Source organism: Gimesia fumaroli, from assembly GCF_007754425.1.
Taxonomy (GTDB): Bacteria; Planctomycetota; Planctomycetia; order Planctomycetales; family Planctomycetaceae; genus Gimesia; species Gimesia fumaroli.
This window is the reverse complement of record NZ_CP037452.1, coordinates 5,925,044-5,951,300: the sequence shown is the minus strand read 5'-3', so window position 1 is coordinate 5,951,300 and position 26,257 is coordinate 5,925,044. Positions and strand designations below refer to the sequence as shown.

18 protein-coding genes and 1 tRNA gene are annotated in these 26,257 nt (G+C 50.6%); 13 read left to right on the top strand and 6 right to left on the bottom strand.

Annotated elements, in window-relative coordinates; all coding sequences use genetic code 11:
* Nucleotides 1-70 precede the first annotated feature (70 nt).
* Nucleotides 71-1,516 carry an oxidoreductase gene (locus tag Enr17x_RS22535; RefSeq protein WP_145311941.1) on the top strand — a complete coding sequence of 482 codons (1,446 nt, stop codon included), beginning with the start codon at nt 71-73 and terminating at the stop codon, nt 1,514-1,516.
* Here the strand turns inward: Enr17x_RS22535 and Enr17x_RS22530 are convergent, their stop codons facing one another.
* The 4 genes from Enr17x_RS22530 to Enr17x_RS22515 all read right to left on the bottom strand — a co-directional run bounded on the left by Enr17x_RS22530 (nt 1,517) and on the right by Enr17x_RS22515 (nt 6,688).
* Complete coding sequence (locus Enr17x_RS22530; protein WP_145311940.1) at nt 1,517-2,341, bottom strand: ParA family protein; 825 nt, start codon at nt 2,339-2,341, stop codon at nt 1,517-1,519.
* Between the two features lie 306 nt (nt 2,342-2,647).
* Entirely contained in the window at nt 2,648-3,325 is a 678-nt protein-coding gene (gene metW, locus Enr17x_RS22525; RefSeq protein WP_232100819.1) for a methionine biosynthesis protein MetW, read from the bottom strand.
* An 81-nt stretch (nt 3,326-3,406) separates the two neighbouring features.
* Nucleotides 3,407-4,609: a homoserine O-acetyltransferase MetX gene (metX, locus tag Enr17x_RS22520; RefSeq protein ID WP_145311939.1), complete on the bottom strand. Its 1,203-nt coding sequence runs from the start codon at nt 4,607-4,609 to the stop codon at nt 3,407-3,409.
* Between the two features lie 264 nt (nt 4,610-4,873).
* Nucleotides 4,874-6,688, bottom strand: a complete 1,815-nt coding sequence (locus tag Enr17x_RS22515) for a M3 family oligoendopeptidase (protein WP_145311938.1) — start codon at nt 6,686-6,688, stop codon at nt 4,874-4,876.
* A 218-nt stretch (nt 6,689-6,906) separates the two neighbouring features.
* Here Enr17x_RS22515 and Enr17x_RS22510 point away from each other — a divergent pair, with 218 nt between their 5' ends.
* On the top strand, nt 6,907-7,734 hold the full coding sequence (locus tag Enr17x_RS22510; RefSeq protein ID WP_145311937.1) for a dimethylarginine dimethylaminohydrolase family protein: 828 nt from the start codon (nt 6,907-6,909) through the stop codon (nt 7,732-7,734).
* Here Enr17x_RS22510 and Enr17x_RS22505 read toward each other — a convergent pair.
* Nucleotides 7,696-8,907 (bottom strand): hypothetical protein, encoded by a 1,212-nt coding sequence (locus Enr17x_RS22505; RefSeq protein ID WP_145311936.1) that lies wholly within the window; start codon nt 8,905-8,907, stop codon nt 7,696-7,698. The genes Enr17x_RS22510 and Enr17x_RS22505 overlap by 39 nt on opposite strands.
* Nucleotides 8,908-9,662: 755 nt before the next feature.
* Here Enr17x_RS22505 and Enr17x_RS22500 point away from each other — a divergent pair.
* From Enr17x_RS22500 to Enr17x_RS22455, 10 genes are all read left to right on the top strand, one after another.
* Nucleotides 9,663-10,019 carry an STAS domain-containing protein gene (locus Enr17x_RS22500; RefSeq protein WP_145220013.1) on the top strand — a complete coding sequence of 119 codons (357 nt, stop codon included), beginning with the start codon at nt 9,663-9,665 and terminating at the stop codon, nt 10,017-10,019.
* 192 nt (nt 10,020-10,211) lie between these two features.
* On the top strand, nt 10,212-10,655 hold the full coding sequence (locus Enr17x_RS22495) for an ATP-binding protein (protein WP_232100818.1): 444 nt from the start codon (nt 10,212-10,214) through the stop codon (nt 10,653-10,655).
* Nucleotides 10,656-10,810: 155 nt separating this feature from the next.
* Nucleotides 10,811-10,883: transfer RNA gene (locus tag Enr17x_RS22490), tRNA-Asn, on the top strand.
* Nucleotides 10,884-11,220: 337 nt separating this feature from the next.
* Nucleotides 11,221-14,139 carry a tripartite tricarboxylate transporter substrate-binding protein gene (locus Enr17x_RS22485; RefSeq protein WP_145311934.1) on the top strand — a complete coding sequence of 973 codons (2,919 nt, stop codon included), beginning with the start codon at nt 11,221-11,223 and terminating at the stop codon, nt 14,137-14,139.
* Nucleotides 14,140-14,228: 89 nt separating this feature from the next.
* The gene (locus Enr17x_RS22480; protein ID WP_145311933.1) at nt 14,229-15,626 is read left to right on the top strand and encodes a sulfatase family protein; all 1,398 of its coding nucleotides are present in this window, start codon (nt 14,229-14,231) and stop codon (nt 15,624-15,626) included.
* A gap of 310 nt (nt 15,627-15,936) precedes the next feature.
* Nucleotides 15,937-16,464: an RNA polymerase sigma factor gene (locus Enr17x_RS22475; RefSeq protein ID WP_198000747.1), complete on the top strand. Its 528-nt coding sequence runs from the start codon at nt 15,937-15,939 to the stop codon at nt 16,462-16,464.
* Between the two features lie 140 nt (nt 16,465-16,604).
* Nucleotides 16,605-18,008 (top strand): hypothetical protein, encoded by a 1,404-nt coding sequence (locus tag Enr17x_RS22470; RefSeq protein ID WP_145311931.1) that lies wholly within the window; start codon nt 16,605-16,607, stop codon nt 18,006-18,008.
* A 298-nt stretch (nt 18,009-18,306) separates the two neighbouring features.
* Nucleotides 18,307-19,785: a sulfatase gene (locus tag Enr17x_RS22465; RefSeq protein WP_145311930.1), complete on the top strand. Its 1,479-nt coding sequence runs from the start codon at nt 18,307-18,309 to the stop codon at nt 19,783-19,785.
* A 70-nt stretch (nt 19,786-19,855) separates the two neighbouring features.
* Nucleotides 19,856-21,826, top strand: a complete 1,971-nt coding sequence (locus Enr17x_RS22460; protein WP_232100817.1) for a sulfatase — start codon at nt 19,856-19,858, stop codon at nt 21,824-21,826.
* The gene (locus tag Enr17x_RS22455; RefSeq protein WP_145311929.1) at nt 21,823-23,037 is read left to right on the top strand and encodes a serine hydrolase domain-containing protein; all 1,215 of its coding nucleotides are present in this window, start codon (nt 21,823-21,825) and stop codon (nt 23,035-23,037) included. The genes Enr17x_RS22460 and Enr17x_RS22455 overlap by 4 nt, the downstream gene beginning before the upstream one ends.
* Nucleotides 23,038-23,078: 41 nt before the next feature.
* Here Enr17x_RS22455 and Enr17x_RS22450 read toward each other — a convergent pair whose 3' ends face one another.
* A complete protein-coding gene (locus tag Enr17x_RS22450; protein ID WP_145311928.1) occupies nt 23,079-24,803 on the bottom strand; it encodes a sulfatase-like hydrolase/transferase in 1,725 nt (574 codons plus the stop codon).
* A gap of 394 nt (nt 24,804-25,197) precedes the next feature.
* Here Enr17x_RS22450 and rfbA point away from each other — a divergent pair, with 394 nt between their 5' ends.
* Nucleotides 25,198-26,082 (top strand): glucose-1-phosphate thymidylyltransferase RfbA, encoded by an 885-nt coding sequence (rfbA, locus tag Enr17x_RS22445; RefSeq protein ID WP_145311927.1) that lies wholly within the window; start codon nt 25,198-25,200, stop codon nt 26,080-26,082.
* The last annotated feature ends 175 nt before the right edge of the window (nt 26,083-26,257 follow it).

The following is a 26,257-nucleotide window of genomic DNA, read 5'->3' as shown; positions in this document are numbered from 1 at the left end:
GTAAACTCGGGGAAGTCAGACCCTCATTACCCTCACTGTCATTCATTTTGCATACATCGAGTCATCAACCATGGCAAAATTTTATAAATATAAAACTCCCGCAGATGTCGTCGCCGATTCAGAACGTCTAGGCTGCCCGATTCAAGTCTCGGATAACTTTGATGTGCTGTATCAACCGATTCAAATCGGACATCTGGTAGCCAAAAGTCGTCTAGGCATTCAGCCGATGGAAGGCTGTGACGGCACCACCGACGGCTTTCCTGATGAATTGACCTACCGCCGCTATCAACGCTTTGGTGCAGGTGGCGCTTCGTTAATCTGGGGAGAAGCGACGGCTATCGGCCCGGAAGCACGAATGAACCCGCGGCAGTTGATGATCAACGACAAAACGGCGTCTGCTTTAGAAACCATGCTCGGCGGTTGTCGCGACGCACACAAAGAAGCCTTTGGTTCTGACGACGGACTGGTCATTGGTCTGCAACTGACGCACTCGGGCCGTTTCAGTTTTGAAAAGCCGCTGGTCGTGACGCGGGATCAGGTGCTTGATCCGCGAACGATTGATAAATCGACGGGCCGTCCCATCGATGACAGCTATCCGGTTCTCACAGATGACGATTTAAAACGCATCGAAGATCAGTATGTAACCTCTGCAAAACTGGCCGAGTCAATCGGAGTCGGGTTTGTAGATATCAAACAGTGTCATCGTTATCTGCTTTCAGAATTACTGGCAGCGAAAAATCGTCCGGGCGAGTATGGCGGCTCATTGGAAAACCGGACGCGTCTGGTTCGGAATTTGGTCAAACGCATTCGAGAAGAGTGCCCGAGTCTGGTGATCGGCACCCGTATGAACGGCTACGACGGGATTCCCTATCAAGGCTTGGGCGATGACTTTGTAGGAGCCCCCTGTCCTCATGAGTTGCCGTTACAGACGGCCTTTGGTACTGATCCGAACGACCATTTAAAAGAAGATTTGACCGAACCACTGGAAGTGGCCAAACTTCTCAAAGAGTGGGGTGTCGGCATGATCAATATTTCGAACGGAAATCCGTATGCCAATCCGCATATTGTGCGTCCTGCCGAGTTTCCGCCGACCGATGGTTATCACGCGCCCGAGCATCCCCTGATCGGCGTCGCACGGCACTTCCGGATTGCCTCACAGATCCAAGCTGCTGTTCCCGAAATACCGGTCGTGGGCAGTGGTTACAGCTGGCTTCAGGATTTTGCGATGCACGCCGCTGCCGCGAACGTTGAACAGGGAAAAATCTCTATTGTCGGCATGGGGCGCGCTACATTGTCGCAACCGGAGTTTGCCAAAATGCTGAAGGAAGAAGGGAAACTCAAGCGGAAAACTGTCTGCCGTACGTTTTCTTATTGCACCAACCTGATGCGCACGAAGGACCATCCACTCGGACAGTACCCGACAGGATGTCCTCCGTTTGATAAAGAGGTTTATGATCCACTGTGGAAAGAAGCCAAGGCGAAGTTGGAAGAAAAACAGAAGCCGGCGTCTGAGTAATCAGGCTGCCTGTTGCAGAGGGGACTCTTCTGCCTGCTCTCCAGCGATGATTTCCTCAACCAGACCGGCGTAGTCTTTGGCGCCCGGACACGAACTGGAATAGTCAAACACAGATTGCCCGTAGCTGGGGGCTTCTGCCAGTTTGATGTTCCGTCGGATTCGACTCTGGAAGACTTTGGCATCAGCCCAGGGAGCCTCTGGATCGCTTTCGCCCAAAAAGGCACACAAGTCGTCGGTGACGTCGGCTGCCAATCGAGTTCCCGTTTCATAGAGACATAATACGACGCCGGAAATTTTCAAATTGCGATTCAAGCGACGCCGTACCAGAGCCGTCGTTTCCAACAGCTTGGATAAACCCTGCAGCGCAAAAAAGTGAGGTTGCAGCGGAATGATGACCTCGGTGGCCGCCGTCAATGCGTTGACCGTCAACACACCCAGAGAAGGGGGGCAGTCCATGATCAGGTAATCAAAGGGTTCCGTTTCCGCCATTTTCTTGATGGCCTCGCGCAGAACGATTTCCCGGTTCTCGGCGTCAACCAGTTCCAGTTCAGTGGCCGCAAGATCGAGTGTCGCGGGAACGACCCATAAATTTTTAGCGACCAGTTGGCGGGTTTCCGCCAGGGTTTTGAATCCTGAAAAGACATCATAGGCCGTGGGAACATTTCCCATCGGTTCAATGCCCAGATGTAACGAAGCATGGCCCTGCGGATCGAGGTCAACCAGGCAGACTTTTTTGCCTTGCATTGCCAGCCCGGCAGCCATGTTCACGCTTGACGTCGTTTTGCCGACGCCCCCTTTTTGATTCATGATTGCAATGATACGCATCGGGAGTCCTTTCCCTCTTTCTCTTCAATAAACTGGGTCGCTGTCTTGTTTCAAACGCTTATTGTATATCACTTTACGTCATTGATGTGTTCCTGATGACGAAGGTGAGAGTATGTCAGTCCTGACCTGAAGGTGAGGCAGTATATCGGGAAATTCCATTTATGGAAACAGGAATTAAGGCACCACAGGCAGGATTTTTTGTGGGGGAATTCCAGGGTGAACTTGCCGGGAAACACAGAAATCAATGATGTTTCACTGTGCAGGCTGTTTCAAAATATGTTGAAACGCTGCAGATTGTTTTTCAGGTTATCGCGAACCAGGTTTGAGAGATTCCAGTTCGCTCTCCGCGTTGTTTTTACTTTGGGAGACCGGATGAGGTTCGCATTGTCGTTGCAGAACATAGAGCACATGCTGGGCACGCAGGTTCGCCAGCCAGGCGCGTTCGACGGCACGATGGTTAATAATCGGGATTTCCTGGAGAATTTCGATTCCCAGCAGCCGCATCAGGTCCTGAAAATCGTGCATCGACATCAGGTGCAGGTTGGGTGTGTTATACCATTCATAGGGTAAGACCTCGGTCACCGGGGCACGTCCCTGTTTTAAAACCTGGAGTCGAATCCGCCAGTTTCCAAAATTGGGAACGACAACCAGTGCCCGCTTTGCAACACGGACCATTTCTTCCAGCAGCTGTTTCGGGTGCAACACCTGTTGCAGTGTCTGGCTCAGGACCACGTAATCGAAGGAGCCATCGGGAATGTCCTGTAAGCCTTCATCCAGGTCGGCCTGAATCACGGGAACACCGCGGGCGATCGCGGCGTGATGTTGTGTGATATCGATTTCAATGCCCAGTACCGAAGCCCCGCGTTCTTCGCGCAACCGGGCCAGCAGGCGACCATCGCCGCAACCCAGGTCGAGTACGCGACTGCCTGGCTGAATCTGTTCCAGCAGCATTCTATCCGTCATTTCCAGTGACGGGTCTTGCATACAGTATCGATGTTGTGCACACATAAAAAATATCCGCGTCCATTTTGAGTCTTACAACAGCCACGTGGCTATTGCACTCAATTATGTTTTTTGAGCACTCTCAATCAGCTGGCTCTGATAGGCCTGTTCCAGAAAGGGAGTGATCATGTTTTGCAGTTGTTCAATTTCAATCAAAAAAGAGTCGTGGCCGAACGGGCTTTTTAATTCGATAAACGACACATGCTTGCCGCATTCAATCAGTGCTCGCAGGATTTCTTTACTTTGAGTGGTGGTAAACAGCCAGTCCGAGTCGTAAGAAGCAATTAAAAACCGGGCATCGGTTTTTCCCAGGGCGTTGGTCAGCGAACCATATTGTGATTCGAGATCAAAATAGTCCATCGCCCGCGTGAGGTAGAGATAGCTGTTGGCGTCAAACCGTTCCACGAATCGTTTACCCTGATAATGCAGATAGCTCTCGACCTGGAACTCGACTTCCGGCAGCATTTCATACGTGAAGGTATCGTGATCCTGCAGGCGGCGACCGAATTTCATTTCAATCGACTGGTCTGACAGATAAGTAATGTGGGCAATCATGCGGGCTAATGCCAAACCATAGCGAGGGCCGGCGCCTGCTTCGTATTCCCCGTCTTTGTATTCGGGATCGGTTTTGATGGCGCGTCTGCCAACGGCGTTAAAGGCGATTCCCTGGGCCGAAAGTTGAGCCGCCGATGCCAGACAGATCGCACTGCGCAACTGTTTGGGAAAACGCGCTGCCCACTCCAGTACCTGCATGCCTCCCAGGCTCCCCCCAATCACGGCCAGCAATTGCTCGATGCCCAGATGCCGGGTTAATGCGGAATGCACTTCGACAATATCACCTACTGTGATGAAAGGAAAATTAAGCCGATATGGCTGATTGGTTTCGGAATTAATACTTCCGGGGCCCGTTGTCCCCTGACAGCCGCCCAACACATTAGCGCAGATCACAAAGTATTTATCGGTGTCCAGAGTTCGACCGGGTCCGATCAGATCATCCCACCAGCCCGGTTTTGCCTTTTCGTCATCATCTTCATAGTAGCCGGCTGCGTGAGCATCGCCGGTGAGCGCATGGCAGATGAAGATGGCATTGTCTTTCGCCGGCGTCAATTCGCCATACGTTTCATAGGCCACCTGAATCGGCCCCAGTTCACCACCCCCGGCCAGTTTCAACCAGTGAGGAGGCACAAACAAGGTCGCCAGTTTGGTCTGAACAAAACCCACCCCTGAATGTTGGCGAGCTTCCGTTGTTTCCTGTTGTGTTGCCATAGAAAAAATTGCTTTTCAGATTACCTGCAGTATCGACGGTTCTCTCTTCATCGTGGAATCAGTATACCGAAGGTCCTCCGGAATTTCGACACGGGACCGATTCATTAAATCGGGATCTGTTCGCATTTTAGACCAGCATTCACCGCAAATGAGTCCTTTTATGGAATATTTGCGGAAAATGAGGTTGAGGCAATGTGCAGTAGAGCCTATTTCCTGAACTCATCAAGCTTTACGCCAGAGAGGTGATGGGGAACGCATTCACCTTTACTCTGCCAGTTCCAGGAAACGGTCGACCCGGCGATCAATGATATCAATACTCTTGTTCCAGAAGTCGGTTTCTCCCAACTGGTAGCCAAATGTATTCGCAACAGCTTCTTCAGTCACCTGACACCCGGTGGCAATCAGCAGTTCACGGTATTTTTCAGCGAATTCCGACGGATCGGAAAACGTATCAGCCAATGCATAAACGCCAAGCGAGAGTAAATAGCCAAACGTATAAGGAAAATTATAGAACGGTAATTCGCTGATATAAAAATGTAGTTTGGAAATCCAGAACTGCGGATTCCAGCCTGCGTCATCCAAGGCACCGGCATACGCTTCCTTCTGGGCCTGTTGCATCAACTCGGAAAAACGGTCGGGCGTCAATTCGCCTTCCTGCCGTTCCTGGTGCAGCCGGTCTTCAAACAGGAAGCGGGAGTGGATATTCATCATGAAGGCCACCGAGTCTCCCAGCATGCCGTCCAGGATCTGCAGTTCTTCTGCTTTCGACTTCGCGGCTTTCAGGCGTTGCTCCCCGAGTACCGCTTCGGCAAACGTGGATGCGGTTTCTGCCAGGTTCATTGGATAGTCACTGAGTGCGTAAGGTACATCTTTGAGGACATACGAATGATAGGCGTGTCCCAGTTCATGCGCCAGCGTCGACATGCTGTCGGCGGAATTAGTGTAGGTCATGAAAATGCGTGACTGCTTCTGAACCGGGAACGTCGTGCAGAAGCCCCCCTGTCGTTTCCCAGGCCGATTCTCCGCTTCGATCCAGCGTTCACGGAGTGCCCGTTCGGCGAACTCACTTAAGTCGGGGCTGAACTGGTCGAAGGAATTGACAATCAGTTCGCACGCGCGATCGTAGTGAATCTCCGGCGATTCGCCACCTGATAGAGGCAGTGGTGCATTCAGGTCGTACCAGCAGAGTTGGGAAAGCCCCAGCATTTCGGCTTTCTTTTCCAGAAATTGCACTAGCTTCTGTTTACGCTTCGAAATGACAGACCACATGGTATCCAGAGTGCTGCGCTGCATCCGATTATAGATCAACGGGGCATCCAGATGATCGGTAACCGGCAGATGACTGTATATGGTGAGCCTGGTTCCCGAGAGATGATTCAACGCGTCAGCACAGGAATCGGCGATCGTGTCCCAGGCTTTGTTCGCAGCAAAGAAATTATTTTCGCGAATCGAGCGCTCTGGTGAATCAAAGTGGACCTGGCCGGGAGAGCGTTCGACCAGTTCCCCCTTTTCCATAATCCGAATTTTCAGATCGCCCGATAGACGGTCATACAAACGTCCCCAGGCATGCAAACCGTCGACCGCCAGTTGCGACGCCAGAATCTCCTGTTCCTTAGGCAGTCTGAGTGTGGCATTCCGTTTGCAGTCTTCCAGGAAGAATTGGATCTCTTGAATCCGCGCATCCTGCTGGCAGAATTGCTGCAGGACTTCATCAGAAAGTTCTCGCACCGTGAGTTGCAGTTGTGTTTCTATATTTTCGCGTAAGGGACGGATACTGGCCAGACGCGCCATTAAGATCTGGTAGTGTTTATTATTCGCATCTTCGGAACAGTAACACTCCAGGCAGGCGAAAAGCCCCGCGAGTTCGGCGATAGCAGCTTGGTAGTCCGTGAGAAAATCACCCCAGATGCCGGCATCCGTTTCTGGATTGGTAGACGTTGACAATTCAGCAACTTGTGAGACCAGTCCCTCCAGTGACGCTTTCATCTGCTTCAAAACGGATTCAAAGTCAGCGTGCTCCGGGTGAGGGTACAGGGAAGCCAGATCCCAGGTCAGGGGGTACGAAGTTGCCTCAGTCATGGTGATGAATCCCAAACAGAAAGAAAGAAGTTATAGTCATGTCCTGAATGTATTCTATTGCCGGTCATCCCGTCAATTAAACATAACCGGATTCGAAAACTCGTTTCACTTTCGAATAATTCAAACAGGCGATGGAAGACGATGGTATAATGAGAGTAACCGAAGTGAAATGAAAATAAAGAGATCAGCGAGAATCACGATCAAGAAAGCGAGCTGCATTGAAATTCAACACCCCCACCATCTTAATGTGTCCGCCCGATTTTTATGGGATTGAATACGAAATCAATCCCTGGATGAGCCGCAGTCAGCAAAGTAATCTCGACGTGGCCCGGCAGCAGTGGGAGGCTTTGCATCAGCTTCTACAGACGTTAAAAGCCCAGATAAAATTAATGACGCCCGTGAAGGGACTACCCGATCTCGTCTTTACGGCGAACGCCGGCCTTGTCTGGAAAGACAAGGTATTTTTGTCCCAATTTCGCCATGAAGCGCGACAGGGAGAAACTGCCGTCGATCGGGACTGGTTTCAAGAGGCCGGCTTTGAAACGATAGAGATGCCCGACGATTATTTCTTTGAAGGGGCCGGCGATGCGCTTTTTTGTGGAGACACCCTCTTTGCCGGTTATCTGATTCGCAGCGATGTGAAGGCGCTGCAATGGGTGGCTGGTGAAATAAACTGCCGCGTGATTCCGTTACAGCTGGTCGATGAATTCTACTATCATCTCGATACCTGCTTCTGCCCGCTGAGTGAGACGGAAGCCATATATTATCCGCCCGCTTTTGACAGCTATGCACAACAGGCTTTGAAAGAACATATTCCGCATCTGATTCCCGTGGTGGATCAGGAAGCCCAGCGGTTTGCCTGTAATGCAGTCGTGATCGGGAAATCGGTGGCCTTGAATACCGGCTGCCCGCAACTGGAAAAAGCTCTCAAGGAACGTGGTTATGAGGCACACAGCACGCCCTTGGATGAATTCATCAAAGCAGGCGGCTCTGCGAAATGTTTGACCTTAAGGTTGGACGGAGAGTGTGCGGCTGCTTGGCCTTGAGGCGGCATTATAGTTCAAACGCTTCATATGGTAGACACCCGACGAGGTCGTTTCGGACGGAAAGAAGCGCGAGCCGTCATTCGCCAATGAGAGATCACGGTTGAGTGAAACCTGCTTCAAAGGTACAGCAGGAGTCGAAGCTTCAAACGTGCCAATTCCGGGAGAGACCAGAGAGACCTGGACTTCACCCAGCGCGTAAACATTTGGGTTCTGTTCGGGGATCGGCGAAGGTAAGAACACAATCCAGGTCTGATCAGTCGGTTGACCTGCACCAAACGCGTTTCCGACACGCGGAGTTTGTGTGCTTGGCGTGGTCGAACAATTACGCGTCCATTGTGCGAGGGAAATCGTCTCGATTGGTTTTGCCAGGAACTGTTGATCCCAGACATGTAACAGCAATTGACGCTGGCCGTAGAGGGTGATGTTAACGTTTCCGGAAATCCGAGCGGGATTGCCCATTCGGTCAAAGCCCTGCACGCGAATCGCCAGTGCGTTCCAGTCTGCTTTGCCGCGTGTATTCAGCGGCGTCGCCTGAACGCCAATCTGTGTCAGTTTTCCCAGGATCGGATTTACTGCCGGGGGCGGCGGAAAATCTTGCGGAGACGGGGGCGTTCCCAAAACCCGTTGAGCCGCCTGCGAACGCATCAGTTCCAGAGCAAACCCACGTTCTAAAGTCGGAACGCCTTCAGGATAAACCTGATTCAACAACGGTTCATAAGCACTCAGGGGATCATCGTGAATGCCAATAATGGTGCCACGACTGCGATTGGAAGGACAGGGCCAGGGTAATTGGCAATGGAAATCGCCTGAGGGTGCTTTCTCTGTCAGGTGCTTGAGGGAAGTCGCTCTCTCTCTGGGATCATTTTGAATTGATGTGAATGTGGCTGGCTGAACCAGGTGCCGGTTTGCCGACGCCAGTTGAATTGTTTCCTGATCATAGTGCGAGCCATCAATCGACAGCCGTTTGATTTGGTCCAGAGAATGTGTTGATTGAACCGTTCGGTTCTGGCGAGCAGTTTCGAGGATCAAAGTTGACGAGGCACCCCACTCAATGCGGTCAGCAGTGACGATGCGTCCGTCTGTCAGTTCGATTTCAATTCCTGCCTGAAGGAGGGAAAACGAACATAAGCTCACGGATAGAATGATGAGGGTGAAGCGGAATCGACGTTGCATGGTGTTCCCCGGGTGAAGAGTCAAACTGAACTGCCGATGAGGGCAGAATGTCCTTTGTTCAACAGCACTAAGGGGCAAACAGTGCGCCTGAGATCAGGGCGGTGCGCTGACGGGAACGCCTGAAAGCGAGGTTTTTCAGGTGGCAGGCAATCTGTCAGGGTTATGCCAGTTGCAGTTAAAGAGAAACCGGGGAAACCGCGGGATTATGATTGATTGTGGGGCATTCGCGCTGCACTGCGTGAATCGGAGCGGCGGTGTTGTATCAAACGTTGAACACGATTCACAGAGAGACGTTTCACTCTCTTTACAATTAGGGCGCTTGAAATCAGCTGCAGGGATTTCCCAGGCACGGTCGAGTTCGTCGGTCCTTTTCACCTTAATAAACGGGGATTTAGACAATCTGAGTCTGCGAGATTACACAAAGTCTGCTGAATATGGCACTTAGACCCGTAGATTCCCGTAAACAATATTGCGAATATGCTTGACAGCAAGGAAGGAAAGCGTGATGATCATGCATAATCAGGGACGTGTTGTCCGGATGCAAATTGATGTTAGTCTAATGGGAATATCTGTTTAGGTGATTCCCTTTTTAGTCGCAACAGATATAATTTGTTACTTTATTCAATTCGTTTTTATGATCGATTCCGATCGGGCCAGGCAATCGTAGGTAGTTTCACGTCAACGATAATGTATTCATAGGGAATACATGTGCCAACGTCGGATTTTGTCTTTTTAGAAGAGGGTGGGCTGGAATTATGGCAGCTGGTCACCGTCGTGTTGACATCGAGGAAGTCAATGATGTCACCATTGCAAAGTTTATTGACAAGAAGATCCTTGATGAGGGGAATATCCAGATCATCGGGACTCAGTTATTTGGGCTTGTTGATGAAGATGGTCGCAAGAAGATTATTCTCGACTTTTCCAATGTCGAATATCTTTCCAGTGCTGCACTCGGAAAGTTAATTACACTGGATAAAAAAGTGAAAAAGGCAAAGGGGAAATTGAAACTTTGTTCAATTCGTCCTGATATCTATGAAGTATTCGCCATTACAAGACTGAATCAACTTTTTGATATTGCCGAAACACAGGAAGCTGCTCTCGAAGGGTTTTAGCTTTGGCTCGGGAATTGCTGTTTCGAACGCGTTCCCGGTCATTTGCAGAGTACTTTTGGAGAACAAAATGTTGTGAGATAGCGAAACAAGGAATACCGCGGTTCATTTTTGAAACTGTTTTCCTGAAACTGCTTGACCTGTCTCTAATTTAGTAACTGGATAAACACCAGAAATCGTGTGCTGGCCAAATACATGTCATCGGACGAACATTTTGAAGTAACGATTCCCAGCGATACCTCGGAAGGTCAGGCTGTTCAAGCCAGAATTGTCGAGGCTCTTGAGGTACGTGAGTATCCAGATCGCGATGTCTTTGCTGTGCGCCTCGCTTTAGAAGAGGCGCTGGTGAATGCCATTAAGCATGGTAATCGAATGTCGCCTGACAAAAGCGTCGAAATCAACTGCTGGTTGAGCGACGAACGGGTTCGCATAGAAATCCAGGATGAAGGCGAAGGGTTCGATCGGACCGATGTCCCGGATCCTACCCTGCTGGAAAATCTCGAACGTCCCTGTGGCCGGGGAATTATGCTGATGGGGGCCTTTATGAACCTCATCGAGTACAATGAGCAAGGCAATAAAGTCACCCTGGAAAAGGTTAAAGGGGTGGCCCCCGAACAGCCGGACGCCGAAGCTGAGTGACTCAAAACAGTTACGATGTCCGATCAGTCCGAATTTTCTTGAGAATTTTGCCAGAACACATCTGGTTCATGATTAACATCGGTTGACTTCATCCATACCTCACAATATCTTATACGCACAAAGGGGTTGAGAGCTTTCTTCTACCGCTAATTTATTCCTCGATAGCTCAATTGGTAGAGCGAGCGGCTGTTAACCGCTAGGTTGTAGGTTCGAGTCCTACTCGAGGAGCTTCTTGTTATGCTTATGAATAAGCGTGACCCATTACTTAACAAAAAACGCCGGTCGAGAAATCGCCCGGCGTTTTTTGTTTATCCACGAACATAGTAGACATGTTCACTATCTGTTTTGAGATACAATGTATCAGGATATTAATATGTCACCACCCAGGCAGGATAGCACGAGGAAATATCGATGGAACCTTAGGGGAAAATCAGGTAACACGAATTCATCTTAGCTCTCCTTCGTGATCTGGAGTTTTGTTGGTGAATATAATTCTTTAATGAATCACTATCTAACGGTCTCCGTTGAGTAAGGGGCCAAGCAGTCATCTGCACCAGTACAAAATATGGATGCGATTCAAACTACAGTTGTTCAATTATCTACACCTCTCAGCCTGACGCTGATTTTTGTGGGAACATCGCTTGGTATCTTCGTGGGTGCGATTCCCGGTTTAACCGGCGCCATGTTGATTGCACTTACGTTGCCGTTGACGTTTACCCTCGATCCTCAACTGGCGATGACATTGTTAGTGAGTATGTATGTGGGATCAATCAGCGGTGGCTTGATAACCGGCACACTCTTGCGAATGCCCGGCACGCCCGCCTCTGTAATGACAACGCTTGATGGTTACCCCATGACGCAACAAGGTCAGCCCGGTCGTGCGCTGGGGCTGGGAATATATGCTTCCCTGGTGGGTGGTTTAATTTCCTGTGTGTTTTTAGTCACCTTGTCTGCCCCAATTGCCCGCTGGTCAACACAATTGGGACCTTTTGAATATTTCTCGCTGGTATTAATGGCCCTGGTATTAATCGCGACCATTGATGGTGCATCGCTGACGCGGTCACTCTTTTCGGGAACATTGGGAATTTTGGCAGCCATGCCGGGGATTTCCGCAGCCACAGGCGAAGTGCGACTCACATTAGGGTTCACTCCTCTCAATGGTGGTTTCAAGTTGTTGCCCGTGTTAATTGGAATGTTTGCGATCAATCAGGTGCTGCGCGATATTGCGAATATTGACCAAAAAGTTCCGCGCGTCTCGGTAACACACAGTGGGTTGTGGCTTACTTTCAGAGATTGGAAAAATCAATGGGTTAATATGTTGCGGTCTTCCTTTATTGGAACGTTTATTGGAATACTTCCCGGCATTGGTGCAAACATCGGCTCGATAGCCGCTTATTCAGCCGCCAAAAACAGTTCCAAAACTCCGCAGAAATTCGGTTCCGGTTCTGCGGAGGGAATTATTGCTTCAGAAGCAGCCAATAATGCGACTGTAGGGGGGGCTTTAATTCCACTCGTAGCGATGGGCATCCCCGGCAGTGTGATCGATGCCATTTTGCTCGGCGCATTAGTTCTGCATGGTTTGCAACCAGGTCCGCGGTTATTCAGCGATCATCCCGAACTCGTGCATACCATTATGGGAACCTATTTTCTGGCAAATCTGGTCATGTTTGCGGTGATGATCGCATCAGTCGGTTTTCTGGCAAAACTGGTACGGTTTCCACGTCCTTTTTTGTTGCCCATTATTTTCACCTTTTGCATTGCCGGAGCATTTGCGTTGTCGAACCGAATGTTCGATGTCTGGGTGATGCTCGGTTTCGGGCTGCTGGGACTGGTATTAGAGCGAAACCGAATCCCATTGGCCCCCTTTGTCATTGGTTTTGTCTTAGGTCCGATTGCTGAAGAAAATTTGTGCGCCGGGCTAATGTCATCGCATGGTAGCTGGTTACCGATCATCACTCGGCCAATTTCTTTACTCTTTGTCGCCATCTCTGCATTATTGCTGATGGTGCCGCTTGTGCGTCGGTTCCGCAAACAATCGGACAGCAAAAAAGAGACCTTGCATGATGATGCCGAAAAGACGACTGCTCTTAATTCCTCAGAAATATTGAGTGAAAACGCAGAAGATGAGTCTCACTCATTTTGGAGTCGATACGGTTTACCAGTTTGGCATACCGTTGCGGTGATGGCCATTATTGGCATGATCGTCTTTCAGTTTTCTGGTTTCTTCGCGAATCAACATGAGCTGACGCAATTTCCACAACGCCCCGTTCAGGTTGTCGTGCCGTTTTCTGCAGGAGGCGGAACGGACCTGTTTGTCAGAATTATTCAAAAGTCCATCACCGAGAACAAGCTGCTGAAACAACCTGTCGTCATCATTAATCAGCCGGGGGGCAGTAGTACGATTGGGAGCCGAAATGTCAAACAGGCGCGGCCTGATGGTTACAAAATACTCTGTAACCATGAGGGGATTATTACATCGAAATACTCCGGCAAAGTGAACTACGGTCCGGAGGCTTTTGATCCGATTGCCCAAACGGGAGAGATTAACCTGGTGGTAGCCACGCATCAAAATGCCTGGTACAAAAATCTGGCTGAGCTGTTGCATTATGCCGAGAACCATCCTGGTAAAGTTCAATTTGGAACCAATTTCGGGGCAGTCGCCCATTTCGCTGCCAAAAAGATAGAACAGGCCTCTGGTGGAGAATATTTTAATTATGTGCAATCGGGAGATGGGCAAAAGCGATATACGATGCTCATTGGTGGTCATATCGATGCCACCATTTTTTCGCTGGCAGAATTTCTGTCCTACCAGGGAGACGGGCAGATTCGCGCTTTGGCAGTATTGTCTGACAAGAGGCAATCCGCCCTGCCAGACGTTTCGACGGCTCGTGAACAGCATCTCGATGCCGTGGTTGGTAACTCGTTTTACTGGTGGGCACCCAAAGGCACTCCGCAAGAGCGAATTGATCTACTGGCAGATACACTGGAACAGGCGATGCAATCTGATTCTGTGCGGAATAGTTTGCGGGAGTTGTCTATTGCACCGGTGTTTTATCGGGGCGAGAAATTAAATGAGAACATCAGCCAAAGTGAGAAGAAATTCAGCGAACTGGTTCCTGGCTCAACAGTTCAGCTTCCTGATTTTCCTTTCTATATGATCATGGTAATTCTCTTATTGATGAGTATTATCGTCGTACAGGAAAAACTTCTCAGTCAAACACCATCAACAAATAGATTCTCAAGCTGCAAGCCGCGCATCTGGCTGGCCGTTATTTGTTTTGTACTGCTTTGCGGTTATGTGCTGGTGTTAGAGCAGGGCTGGCTCAGTTACTGGCTGGCAACGGCATTCATGGTTGCAGTCACTGGGGGAGCTATGGCAAAATGGCAACCGAACTATTTGTTAATTCTCATCGAACTCTCTTTGTTGACTGGGTTGGGTACAGAAATTGTGTTCACATCAGTATTCTCTGTTGTACTGCCGTAACTGGATCATTCCAGCGCAGAAAATAGACCTCACGCAGAGATTGCAGAGTTTTTTCAACCACAAAGTCTCTAAAACACGAAGGCGATTCCATGACCCGTCCTAATATTTTATGGTATTGCACCGACCAGCAACGGTTTGACACCATTGGTGCGCTGGGGAACGCGTATGTGAAAACGCCTGTGGTTGATTCGCTCGTGGAAGAGGGGGTGGCCTTTACGCATGCGTATTGCCAAAGTCCAATCTGTACCCCCAGCAGGGCGAGTTTTATGAGCGGGCTGTATCCTTCGCGCTTACACAATACCAGAAATGGCAACGACACCTTTCCTGATTGGCCACCACTGATCAGCAAGTTAATCGCAGAGAGTGGTTACCAGTGTGGGTTGATTGGAAAATTTCATTTAGTGAGTGCCGGCCATCGCGCGGAACCTCGGCTGGATGATGGATTCACAGTCTGGCAGCATAGCCATGCTCCGCGCGATGATTGGCCTGAAGGAACACACGATTATGCCGACTGGGTACGCGCGCAAGGTAAAAGCCTTGAGGACATGCGAAATAGCCAAGAGCATGTTGACCCCGAATATCATCAAACAAAGTGGGCATCTGATCGGGCAATCGAATTTATCGAACAGGATCACCAACAACCCTGGTTGCTGAACATCAATATTTATGACCCGCATCCCCCGTTTATTCCTCCTGAAAAATATGCGAATCTGTTCGACCCTGCCGCGATGCCCGGTCCCCATTTTAAGGAGTCTGATAAGGCGACTCAAGAACTGCTGTCCCAGGTTGATTTTCAGCCTGTCACGATGTCAACGGAAATCAGTGAGCTGAAAAAAGTTCAGGCACTTTATTATGCAATGATTGCTCAAATTGACGATCAGTTTGCGCGCATACTTAATGCATTAGAATCAACAGGACAGAGAGACAATACGGTCATCATTTTCACTTCAGACCATGGTGAGACGTTGGGAGATCATGGGCTGGTACAAAAGGGATGTCGGTTTTATGAAGGATTAGTTCGGGTACCGTTGATTTTTTCCTGGCCGGGACACTTTGTCGCCAATCAGTGTGCGACCGGTCTTGTGGAATTGCTCGATCTTTCTGCTACATTACTCGATTTAACAGGGATGCCCATCCCAGACTATCATCAGGGGCAGAGCCTGCTCCCGGTGCTTACTGGCGAACAGACAGGCGCACAAATTCGCGATAGTGTTCGCTGTGAATACTTTGACGCACTCGATCCGTTTTTCACGGGCGGGGAGGGCAGTTTTGCGACCATGTATCGCGACGACCGGTTTAAATTATCTCTGTATCACGACAAGGATTTGGGGGAGCTTTACGATTTGCAAACGGACCCCTGGGAACACAACAACTTGTGGGACGACCCGGAACATCAGGCTGCCAAACAGCAGTTGATATTAGCGAGCTTTAATAGCCATGTCGTCTTAACAACTGATGTTGGCTCCAAACGGATTGCCCCGATGTGATAAGACGATGGAGAGGCCGCTGTTGTCTCTCTTAGTGTAGGGTCCCGTAGAGTTTACGCTTTTCTCACAGTATTTTTTACGCATAACCTGTTTGAGAGCCTGCGCTTGCCGCGAAATCTGATCCTTGAAAGCTCAACCGGTAGAGTGAGCGGCGGAAAGTCAGGATGCAGGGAATCAGACGCGACCGCCTTGCTCCGGGTTGAGCGGGCCGGAGAATTCTACGAAATGGCAGGCTTTTCTTGTCGCATTTCGGTCACGGCGCGCATCTATTAAGATATGGGCTCTCGCAAGGAAGGTTGGAGCAAAGATCTTGACATCAACTGCTGAACTAGTGACTTCTGTATTGCGTGGTGAGCGGGCTGCGTTCGCCGAGCTTGTGCGGCGGTATGAGCGACTTGTCCTTACGACCGTTTGGTCAGTCGTGAAGGACTATCACCTGGCACAAGATGTCACTCAGGATGTGTTTCTCTCCGCCTACGAAAATCTGCTGACGCTTCGTAGTCCTGCACTGTTCGGGCCGTGGGTGGCACGGATTGCCGAGCGACAGGCGGCCCTGGTGCTGCGACGGCGGCAAATCGATGCGTGTTCGCTGGAAGCGGTTTCTGAAATCGCCACGCCTCCCGAAGTTGAGGGCGACGAGGCAGAGTTCCATGACGTGTTGGCCGCAATCCCAAGACTACCCCAGCATGAACGCGCAGTCGTGCTGCTCCGGTATGTGGACGGCCATTCTGTTCGAGTCATTGCCGAATTGACCGGCCGTCCTGTTGGTACCGTAACCAAACAACTCTCGCGTGCCCTGGAGCGGTTGCAGAAAATGCTAAGGAGGGTCGAACTATGAATCCGCATCATGAACTTGAGGAATTGCTGCAGTGTCTCGGGAAGCCGCTCCCTCCGGAAAACTCCCTTGTGGACAAGGTGATGGATCGCCTGCCCAATTCGCCGGTTTTTACTCCAAGCAATCGGAAAGGACTCCGAATCATGAGATCAAGTTTAGGACTGTCTGTCTCGGTACTGGTGTTATTGGCGGTGTGGCTGTTGTCTTTGAGCGCGCCTGAACTGACTCTGGCGGAGCTCCGCGAGGCGATTGGCCGCGAGCACTGCTTGCATGTAGAATTCGATACGGGGGACGAACTTTGGATTCTGTTGGGAGAACATCAGAGTTGGCACCGCGACCGCAATGGGAACGCCGCGTACCATGATCATCGGCGCAACATCCACCAGCAATGGAATCCTCAACTCTCCTTTATCATGGAAGACCATTTGTCACGGACGGCCCTCGGACCGCCGAGTTCGCCGCTGGATGCTGTCGGGCTCCCACAGGAATGGCTGACCACGCCGAATGCCGATTTGCCATCCGGCGACAGCCCCTCCTGGACTCGGAGCACGGAATCAGTAGAGGGACTGCGCTTAATTCGGTTTGATTTCTTCGGGCAGAACTCCCTCAAGCAGCGCGTTGTCAAGCGGCAGCTTTGGGTTGATCCGCAGACGAAACTCCCGGTACGAGTACGGCAGCGTTTGGGGGATGGCTCATATCGGGACGGTCGCTACAGCTTTCCCCAGTCAGGTCCCCGCAGTCTGGCCGACTTGGGGGTGCCGGCGAATCTGCCTGTGAGAATTATCTCGGACGTTCAGCCAGCATCCGAACCCGAACTCGCCCGAGCATTGAAGAAGATCGACGAAGCGATTGGGCGGTTTCCAACTCGCTACCGCGCTCTTATCTGGGGCGAGGAAATGCAAGTGCTCTACCAGGACGGATTGCCACAGTGGGACGAAAGTGGGTTCTACTGGGGGCCCGTCAAACTCTGTCGGTTGCGATACGATGCCTCCGAAGTCCGTCTCTGGGATTGGTTCGAGACACCGCAGCCATGGAGCATTCTTTTGAACGACGGCCAAAGGCGAGTCGATTACAATACTCGCGAGAACCGAATCCGTATCGGGCCGCGCGGTAGGGGCAATTCGATTATTCCAATGGAATGTTTCTGGCCAATTGGGGGAACTGCTACTCGGCTCAATACTCCCGGCAAGAACGACGCTGGTTTAATCGGAATCCGTTTCGAGGGGGTCAACTGGCGGAAGGACTGTTGGTTCGATCCTGCTCACGATCACATCGCAGTGGAACAGATCGATTGGAACGTGGATTCCGACGGCTGGTGCCGAACTGAAGAACACAGGCTGACTGATTTGCGACAGCTACCCGGCGATCGCTGGTATCCCGCGATGCGGATCACCACACTTCATCGCCCCGGTCTTACTGACGAAACGATCGTCACGTTGTTTCACATCCAACCATTCCAAGCCAGGGAACACCCTCTGGCACAATTCGACATCGACCGGTTGTTACAAGAAGCCCGCAAACAGGGTGCCACAGTTACTACTGATTGATTCACTGCAACGACTAAACCATTCTTCAGGTGCCACCTCTCACGCTCTCCGACAGTGAAATGGGTGGAGCAGGCGAATCGGGAGTGAACGGACGCTTTTAAAAGAACTTAATTAAAACGCCGCGTGTTGGTGTGCCCGGCGTTTTTTAATTTCCTGGATTTAGCAATTGCGCTCAAAGTGGAACACTTGACCGTTTCCGCAGCCTCTGTTTGCAGGTACGATAGAGGAAAATCAATCAGCTCTTCATCTGTCGATTCAGCAGCAGAGCATAACTTCCAACCAATGGGGAACTGAAATCATGGCGCGAATGATTTTTCTGTCCATGCTGGCACTCCTGTGTGCCTCGCATCAGACTTCGGCTGCCGAGCGGCCCAATATTGTATTGATCTTTATTGACGATATGGGCTGGAAGGATGTCGGCTGTTATGGCAATGACTTTGTGGACACGCCGCGGATCGATCAACTGGCTAAAGAAGGGATGCGGTTTACCGATTTTTATGCAGCAGGTGCTGTCTGCTCTCCCACGCGGTGTGCGTTGCAGTCGGGACAGAATCAGGCGCGGATTGGGATTACCGATTTTATTGCCGGACACTGGCGGCCGTTTGAACGAGTGATTACTCCCCGGCCAGCAACAGCGCTTCCCCTGGATACGGTGTCCGTGGCGGAATCTTTGAAAACCGTCGGTTACGAAACCGGATACATCGGAAAATGGCACTTGGGAAGAGGAGCACAATTTCAACCGGATCGGCAGGGATACGATTTTTCGGCTGTGATAGGTGGACCGCATCTGCCGGGCAAGTACCGCGTGCAGGGACGGCGGGATCTGAAGCCGAAAGCAGGCCAGTATCGGACCGACTTCGAAGCCGATCTGAGTATCGATTTCATTCGCGACAACAAAGAGAAGCCGTTCTTTCTGATGCTCTCACCATTTGCAGTTCATATTCCGCTGGGCGCGATGTCGCAAAAAGTTGAGAAGTACCGGCAGAAGTCCGCCAGTCTGAAACGTGAATTTCCGCACCCCGTTTATGCCGCGATGATTGAACATTGCGATGACATGGTCGGCCGGATTGTGGATGCCATCGAAGCTGAAGGATTGACCGACAATACTATGGTTGTGTTTACCTCTGACAACGGAGGCCTCTATCGCCGCTATGATTATCGCGAACAGGCCGATGATAATGTCTCAACTCAGGACCCGCTCAAGGGAGAGAAAGGATCGCTGCACGAAGGAGGCGTGCGAGTGCCTTTGATTATCAAATACCCTCCCCTGGTGAAGCCGGGAACCGTCTGTGCTGAGCCGACGATTACGTACGACTTTTATCCTACGTTTGTCGAACTCGCGGGAGGAACACTACCGAAGAATCAGACAATCGATGGTATGAGTCTGATTCCATTATTGAATGACCCTGATACGAAACTCAAACGAAGCGCGCTGTACTGGCACTATCCCCATTACCACCACGATCGACCTGCGAGCAGTATTCGCGAGCGTGACTGGAAGCTGATTGAGTATCTCGATGGAACTGGCGATGTCGAGCTGTACCAGATCAGCAACGATATTGGTGAAACGAAAAATCTGGCAGCAGAGAAAAAGGGACGTGTTGCCGATTTGAAACAAAAGCTCAATGCATGGCGGCAGGATGTCAGCGCGCGAATGCCGATTCCTAATCCCAGCTACGATCCTGAGCGTGCCGCCGAATGGTGGAACACACGTAACGGGAAGCCGGTTGACAGTGACAATCGCAAGAGTTTTCCACCGACAGAAAAAGATCTGTAATCGTATCGCTGTTCTGATTCAGTAGGGAAAGAATCAACACCACACCGCTCTCATTGGGAAAGTCAATCACATGAAATCGCCTCTTTGGAAATCGATGTTCTGTCTGGTTCTGTTTTTCTGTGTACTGGTGCCGGTATTTGCTGATGCCCCTGCCAGACCGAATGTCGTGCTGTTTCTGGTCGACGACATGGGCTGGATGGACAGCTCGGTTTACGGATCTCAGTTTTACGAAACTCCTCAGATGGAGCGTCTGGCAAAGCAGTCGATGCGGTTTACGAACGCGTATGCCGTGCCGCTTTGTTCGCCGACGCGGGCTTCGATTTTGAGCGGTCAATATTCGTCTCGTCACGGGATCACCAGCGCCGCAGGCCATCAGCCGCCTTTACCAGAGGGACGCCACTATGAAACAAAGAGGTCACCTAACAAGCAATTTATTTACCCGGCAAGTAAACGTTATCTCGATCCGAAGCTGATCACACTCTCAGAAGTCTTGCGAGACGCCGGCTATCGCACGGGTCACTTTGGTAAATGGCACCTGGGTGCGATGCAACAGCATTGGCCCGATAAACAGGGGTTCGAAACGATCTGGCACTGTGCTCCCGACCCGGGACCGCCAAATTATTTTTCTCCATATGGAGTGCATGCCGAGGGGCGACCCACCGGCAGGCATAAGGTTGGCAATATTACCGATGGCCCCGAAGGAGAGCACATCACTGATCGATTGACAGACGAAGCACTGCGGTTCATTGAACAACACCAGAAAGAGCCGTTCTATCTGAATCTCTGGCAGTATTCGGTACATGGCCCGTGGCAACATAAAGCAGAGTACACGGCTCGGTATGCGAAGAAGAAAGACCCGCGCGGCGAACAGCGTAATCCCGTAATGGGGTCGATGCTGCAGAACGTCGATGAAAGTCTGGGACGTGTGCTGGATAAACTCGACGAATTGAATCTGACCGACAATACCATTTTCATTTTCTATTCCGATAATGGCGGCAATACGCATAGCTGGCGTGCCGACGATCCCAAGCTGAGGAATGTCACGCCAAAGCATCCCAAGTATGAGACGATCAAAAGTTATCGTAAATGGGCCAAGGGGGAAGCACCCACGAATAACGCGCCACTGCGCGAAGGGAAAGGGCGAATCTATGAAGGAGGACAACGCGTGCCACTGATGGTTCGCTGGCCGAAGCACATCAAACCTGGTTCAATTTCTGATGCTATTGTCGGCCCCATTGATTTGTATCCAACGATCCTTGATGCCGTGAAAGTCGACAAACCTAAAGAGCAAATTCTGGATGGCGTCTCAATTCTGCCAGTGTTGTTACAGCAGGGAACGTTGAAACGCGAAGCCTACTTCACTTGGTTTCCGCATCTGATTCCCGCTGCATCAGTACGAGCTGGCGACTATAAACTGATCCGTCGCTGGGAACCGCATCCCAGTTATCCAGACCTGTATGAGCTTTATAATCTGAAAGAAGACATCGGCGAATCGACGAACCTGGCTGCAAAAATGCCGGACAAGGTGAAAGAGCTGGATGCATTGATTGAGGAATTCACCCGGGAGACAAACGCGCTCGCGCCTAAACCCAATCCCGATTTTAATCCACGTCGGAAAACACCGAGGCGAGGCCCCTCGTTCGGACTGGTTCCGAAAATGTGTAAGTTGTCGTTGGTCAAAGGAGCCGCTCGAATCGAAGCCGATGGTCGCACACCATTTCTCGGAACCGCGCAAGTCAAACTGACAGGACCACTGACGTTAAAGCTTCGCTTGCGTAGCAAATCGGGTGGGGCAGGCAAAGTACAATGGAAGACGGCAGATCAGGAGACGTTTCCACGCACGGGCCAGATCGTTGAGTATACCTTTAAAGGGAGGGAAGACTGGCAGGATGTTGAACTGAAGCTCCCCGTTGAAGGCAAAACGGGTATCGTGCGGCTCTATCTGCCGGCAAACGAGGCTCCCTTAGAAATTCAGAGAATCCAATTTACCGGCAAAGGGGCCGGCGAAAAAAACTGGTCTTTTGAAGGGGCGCAACCATGAAACTGATGACACGAATTATGCTCTGCCTGATCCTTTTTCTCACAGTGACGGTGTCTGCCAGAGCGGGAGATAAGGTCATTCCGCAAGAGCGGCCCCCCTTTACACTCACGAAAGCAGACCGTAATGCTATTCGTTCAGAAATCCAGGCGGTGATTGACGAAGGATATTATCCGGGGATCTCCGTGCTGCTGATTCATCGCGGCAAAGTCATCATGCGCGAAGCGCACGGCGTTGTTAACATTGAAACCAAAGATCCGTTTACCGTGGATCAGCTCTGCTGGCTGGCCTCCACGGGCAAGCTGTTTACCGCGACCCTGATGGCGTCTCTGATGGATGACGGTCTATTAACGTTTGATGATCCGATCGCGAAAACGTTTCCCGAGTTTGCTGAGATTCGCTTGCCAGATGGCTCCAAGCCGAAACAACCGGTCCGTATACGTCACGTGCTCAGTCATACGTCGGGAATCCCGAATGACAACTGGCTCAAAGTGAACAAACAGCTGGAGAAAACTAGTCCGGAATTGAAGGACTATATTTTCCCCCAGACGCATCAGGATTTCGTGAACGGCTGCCTGAAACTGGGGCTGGTTGCGGAACCCGGGACAAAGATGATGTATGGTCGCCCCATCGATCTCTCTGCCTGTGTTGCGGAGAAGGTCACCGGAAAAACATTTGTCGAACTGATGCAGGAACGCGTCTTCAAGCCACTCAATTTGAAGAATACCACCATTCAGCCAACGCTAGCAGAATTGAAACGTCTGGCGCCTCTGTATCAGTCGAACAAAGCAGGCGTCTTTGAGCTGGACAACTTTGGTCTGGAAGTGGCAGAGCGTCAGGACAAACGATTTTCAACCGCTGGCGGCGGTGTCTATTCAACCCTTGACGATATCGGTACTTTGATGCAGATGCACCTGAGCCGTGGTGTATACAATGGGAAACCGTTCATCGATCGAAGGATCTTGCAGCAACTCTATCTGCCACAGCCGGGAACCAACGACCGCTACGCACTCGCGTTTCAGTTTAAAGAAAACAATAAATATGGTCCTTCGGTAATTCTATCGCATCCTGGTTACTCGGGTCCTGTCGCCTGGATCGATTTCAATCGGGATCTGGTCGGCGTGCTGCTGATGCAGAGTAACACAGTGAATCGCACGAAACATCATGATCGTATTATGGATACGATCATGCGAATCGTTCCTGTAGAGAAATAGCCACGTTGAGTGTCCGGTCATTGATCCTGTTGCAGGTTTACTCAGAACTTGATCGGCCCTTTGGGGCGGACTGCTGCAGGCAAGAACTGGCCGTCATGGACGCCGACTTCTTGCATCATCAGTTCGTTCATTAAGCCGTTTAATCTTAAGATCAGTTCCCTGTTTGCTTCCGGCTCCATCGCCAGGTTGTTCATTTCATGGGGGTCACAGTAAAGGTCAAACAGTTCAAGGTCGTTGTATTTATATATCTGTTCGAGCGTTTCTGGCATGTTAAATTCGCTGGGTGAGTAATACCGGGCGTATTTATAGCGCCCATCAAATACGAAATTCAGGAAGCCGCGTTTTTTTAGATTGGGGTGGAGTTCTTTGAGGGGTGGTACAAACTTGCTATGTGCCTGGAGAGGGGCAATCTTTTTTAAGTAATTGGCATCGATGGTCTGTAGGCCGACATAATTAAACAAGGCCCCTTTTCGAATCGCATCAGAGGGAGCTGACTCCGGTTGATACAGCAAGACCGAGATATCTTTACCGGGCATACTCTGAGTTGCTTTTTTCTGTGCGTCAGAGGATTGTCCTGTTAAACTGGCCAGCGTGGGTAACAGATCGATATGGCTGGTAACGGCAGTACAACTGCGTCCTCCCTGATGATCCGGATGAACAATGATCAGCGGGACGTGTGACTGTTGCTCAAACGGAAACGGCCCTTTCCCCCGAAGTCCGCCGTGACTACCTCCTAATTCGCCATGATCGGCGGTGAAGATGAAGATCGTATTATTCCAGAGATCCAGTTCATCACACGTCGCCAGCAGCGATTGCAGCATGCGGTCATTATCACGGATTAAATTGAGATAGTAGTTATAAAAGATTCTCCACATATCGGTTCGATTCGTGGGAATCGTTCCCAGCCAGTACGACCATCCTTCCAGGTATTGCAACTGCGCGTCCGGTCGAGCGGGAGGATTGAGGGACTGAAGCCGGCTGGGTGAGAGGGCAAATTGCCATGGATATTGATAGAGACTGTTTTGAGGCGGATGGGTTAATTCGGCACCAGCTTGAGAGACCTGAACTTTTTCGTCTGGCAGATTCCCATCGGCGTACATAATGTCGTGCGGGCTGACCATGCTGGTCAGTAAAAACCAGGGTTTGCCTTCGCGATTCAGTTGCTGCGCGTTGGTTCGCAGCCAGCGGTTCCCGGCTGCAACCGTATAATTGTCGGTATCATAGCCCTGGTTGGGACCACCGATCTTGTCTCCATCCGGGGCAAAAGTGTCGAAACCGTATTCGTTTAGTGCTTTGGTATAATTAATCGTGTCCTTGGGGTAGATGATGTCGCGCAGGAGTTCAAATTTTCCAAAGTACGCGGTTGCATATCCGAGGTCCTTCATCACTGTCCCGATACTCGGCTTGTCTTTATTCAAGCTGGGAACATAACCGAGTTCCATCTGGTCGAACACCCCATTGATTTGGGGAGGATGTCCGCTGAAGAGCGCTCCCCGTGATGGAGTACACATCGCGGCGGCGATATAATGGTTTTCAAAGGTGGTTCCCCGGCGACTCAGTTCTGCGCGCGAGGGGAGTTCATAACCGGCTGCTTGATTCAGGTGATAAGCTTCCTGATCGGCCATCACCATCACAATATTATAAGGCTGTTGGCGAGCCGCTTCATTTTCGTCCGCCGTCGCACTTTGGCTGGCTGAGACTGCTCCGCTCATTGCTGCGACGGTCAGCTTATTGAAATCGCGACGGTTCATCGGAGATTGTTCCATGACGTTTTTCCTTTTTTAAGAAGGAGACAGCTCAGGACCGGATTTCTAAGTGGTGGGGGAACAGTAGCAGGCAGTAATAATCGCTACAAGATCGAATCCAACGTGATCACATGCGGAAAACAGCTTGAGTCATTGCGGCTCTGGTTGTCATTTGAGCAATACCGGATTTTCAGATCGTGACTGAAAATTGCGTCAAATTCTTCAAAAAACGGGGCGGTTTTGCGTGAAACTTGAGAAATCACCGGTTTTCTCAGGTAAAATAAAGAAAACCGCTTCGCTTATGGCGTATATTTCAATACGAACTCCTTGAAGCCGGTCGCGCTGTCAGGTTTCAGATCTCATCTAAAATCTCCTCATCTACAGAATCGTCATTGAATCACTGCAGGGAAATAGAATGTCGCGAAAAGGTATTATTCTGGCAGGGGGCGCCGGTACCCGGCTGCATCCCGTCACAAAAGTGATTTCAAAACAGCTGCTCCCGATTTATGACAAACCGATGATTTATTATCCACTTTCGTCTCTGATGTTAGCGGGGATCAGAGACATCTTAATCATTTCCACTCCTCATGACCTGCCCATGTTTCAGGACTTATTGGAAACGGGAAAACAATGGGGCCTGCGATTTGAGTATGCGGAGCAACCAGCGCCCGAGGGGATCGCACAGGCTTTTCTAATTGGTGAAAAATTTATTGGGCAGGATCCGGTCTGTCTGGTTCTCGGCGATAATATCTTCTACGGCCATGGTCTGACAGAGAGTTTACGGGCCGCGGCGCAACGGGAAACCGGGGCCACTGTGTTTGGTTATCAGGTACAGGATCCGGAGCGTTTTGGTGTCGTGGAGTTCGACCGGGAAAAACGTGCGATTTCCATCGAAGAGAAGCCACAGGTTCCCAAGTCCAACTATGCAGTCACCGGACTTTATTTTTATGATAACAATGTCGTGGAGATCGCCAAAAACGTGAAACCGTCTGCGCGGGGGGAACTGGAAATTACCACGGTGAATAATACCTATCTCAAACGGGGTGATTTGAAAGTCGAACTGCTGGGGCGGGGGCACGCCTGGTTTGATACCGGGACCCACGAAAGCCTGCAGGACGCAGGGCACTTCTTTCAAACGATCGAAAAACGCCAGGGACTCAAAATTGCCTGTTTAGAAGAGATCGCCTATCAAAAGGGCTGGATCTCCAAAACAGAACTGGCAAAGCAGGCAGAATCACTGGCCAATACCAGTTATGGTCAGTATCTGCTGAAGATTAAAGAGAATCTTTTCAAAGATTAGACCGAATTCAGCCCGGCAATTGTGTTTTCTGTTTCATTTTCAGTCCGCATCACGGATGATTTGCTGGTATCAGGTAATTGTCCGCCTGAACTTTGAGAACTCGGGAAGATAAAATCGGGGGGGATAAGCCAGTCGCTTGATTTAAAATCTCCTCAAGTAAGCTTGATCTGATATA

What these genes read in the sequence shown, in the direction of transcription:
- Enr17x_RS22535 (WP_145311941.1), top strand. Translation starts at nt 71, where the DNA reads ATGGCAAAATTTTATAAATATAAAACTCCCGCAGATGTCGTCGCCGAT.
- Enr17x_RS22465 (WP_145311930.1), top strand. Translation starts at nt 18,307, where the DNA reads ATGGCGCGAATGATTTTTCTGTCCATGCTGGCACTCCTGTGTGCCTCG.
- metW (WP_232100819.1), bottom strand. Translation starts at nt 3,325, where the DNA reads ATGCAAGACCCGTCACTGGAAATGACGGATAGAATGCTGCTGGAACAG.
- Enr17x_RS22500 (WP_145220013.1), top strand. Translation starts at nt 9,663, where the DNA reads ATGGCAGCTGGTCACCGTCGTGTTGACATCGAGGAAGTCAATGATGTC.
- Enr17x_RS22530 (WP_145311940.1), bottom strand. Translation starts at nt 2,341, where the DNA reads ATGCGTATCATTGCAATCATGAATCAAAAAGGGGGCGTCGGCAAAACG.
- Enr17x_RS22460 (WP_232100817.1), top strand. Translation starts at nt 19,856, where the DNA reads ATGAAATCGCCTCTTTGGAAATCGATGTTCTGTCTGGTTCTGTTTTTC.
- rfbA (WP_145311927.1), top strand. Translation starts at nt 25,198, where the DNA reads ATGTCGCGAAAAGGTATTATTCTGGCAGGGGGCGCCGGTACCCGGCTG.
- Enr17x_RS22450 (WP_145311928.1), bottom strand. Translation starts at nt 24,803, where the DNA reads ATGGAACAATCTCCGATGAACCGTCGCGATTTCAATAAGCTGACCGTC.
- metX (WP_145311939.1), bottom strand. Translation starts at nt 4,609, where the DNA reads ATGGCAACACAACAGGAAACAACGGAAGCTCGCCAACATTCAGGGGTG.
- Enr17x_RS22485 (WP_145311934.1), top strand. Translation starts at nt 11,221, where the DNA reads ATGGATGCGATTCAAACTACAGTTGTTCAATTATCTACACCTCTCAGC.
- Enr17x_RS22480 (WP_145311933.1), top strand. Translation starts at nt 14,229, where the DNA reads ATGACCCGTCCTAATATTTTATGGTATTGCACCGACCAGCAACGGTTT.
- Enr17x_RS22515 (WP_145311938.1), bottom strand. Translation starts at nt 6,688, where the DNA reads ATGACTGAGGCAACTTCGTACCCCCTGACCTGGGATCTGGCTTCCCTG.
- Enr17x_RS22495 (WP_232100818.1), top strand. Translation starts at nt 10,212, where the DNA reads ATGTCATCGGACGAACATTTTGAAGTAACGATTCCCAGCGATACCTCG.
- Enr17x_RS22470 (WP_145311931.1), top strand. Translation starts at nt 16,605, where the DNA reads ATGAGATCAAGTTTAGGACTGTCTGTCTCGGTACTGGTGTTATTGGCG.
- Enr17x_RS22455 (WP_145311929.1), top strand. Translation starts at nt 21,823, where the DNA reads ATGAAACTGATGACACGAATTATGCTCTGCCTGATCCTTTTTCTCACA.
- Enr17x_RS22505 (WP_145311936.1), bottom strand. Translation starts at nt 8,907, where the DNA reads ATGCAACGTCGATTCCGCTTCACCCTCATCATTCTATCCGTGAGCTTA.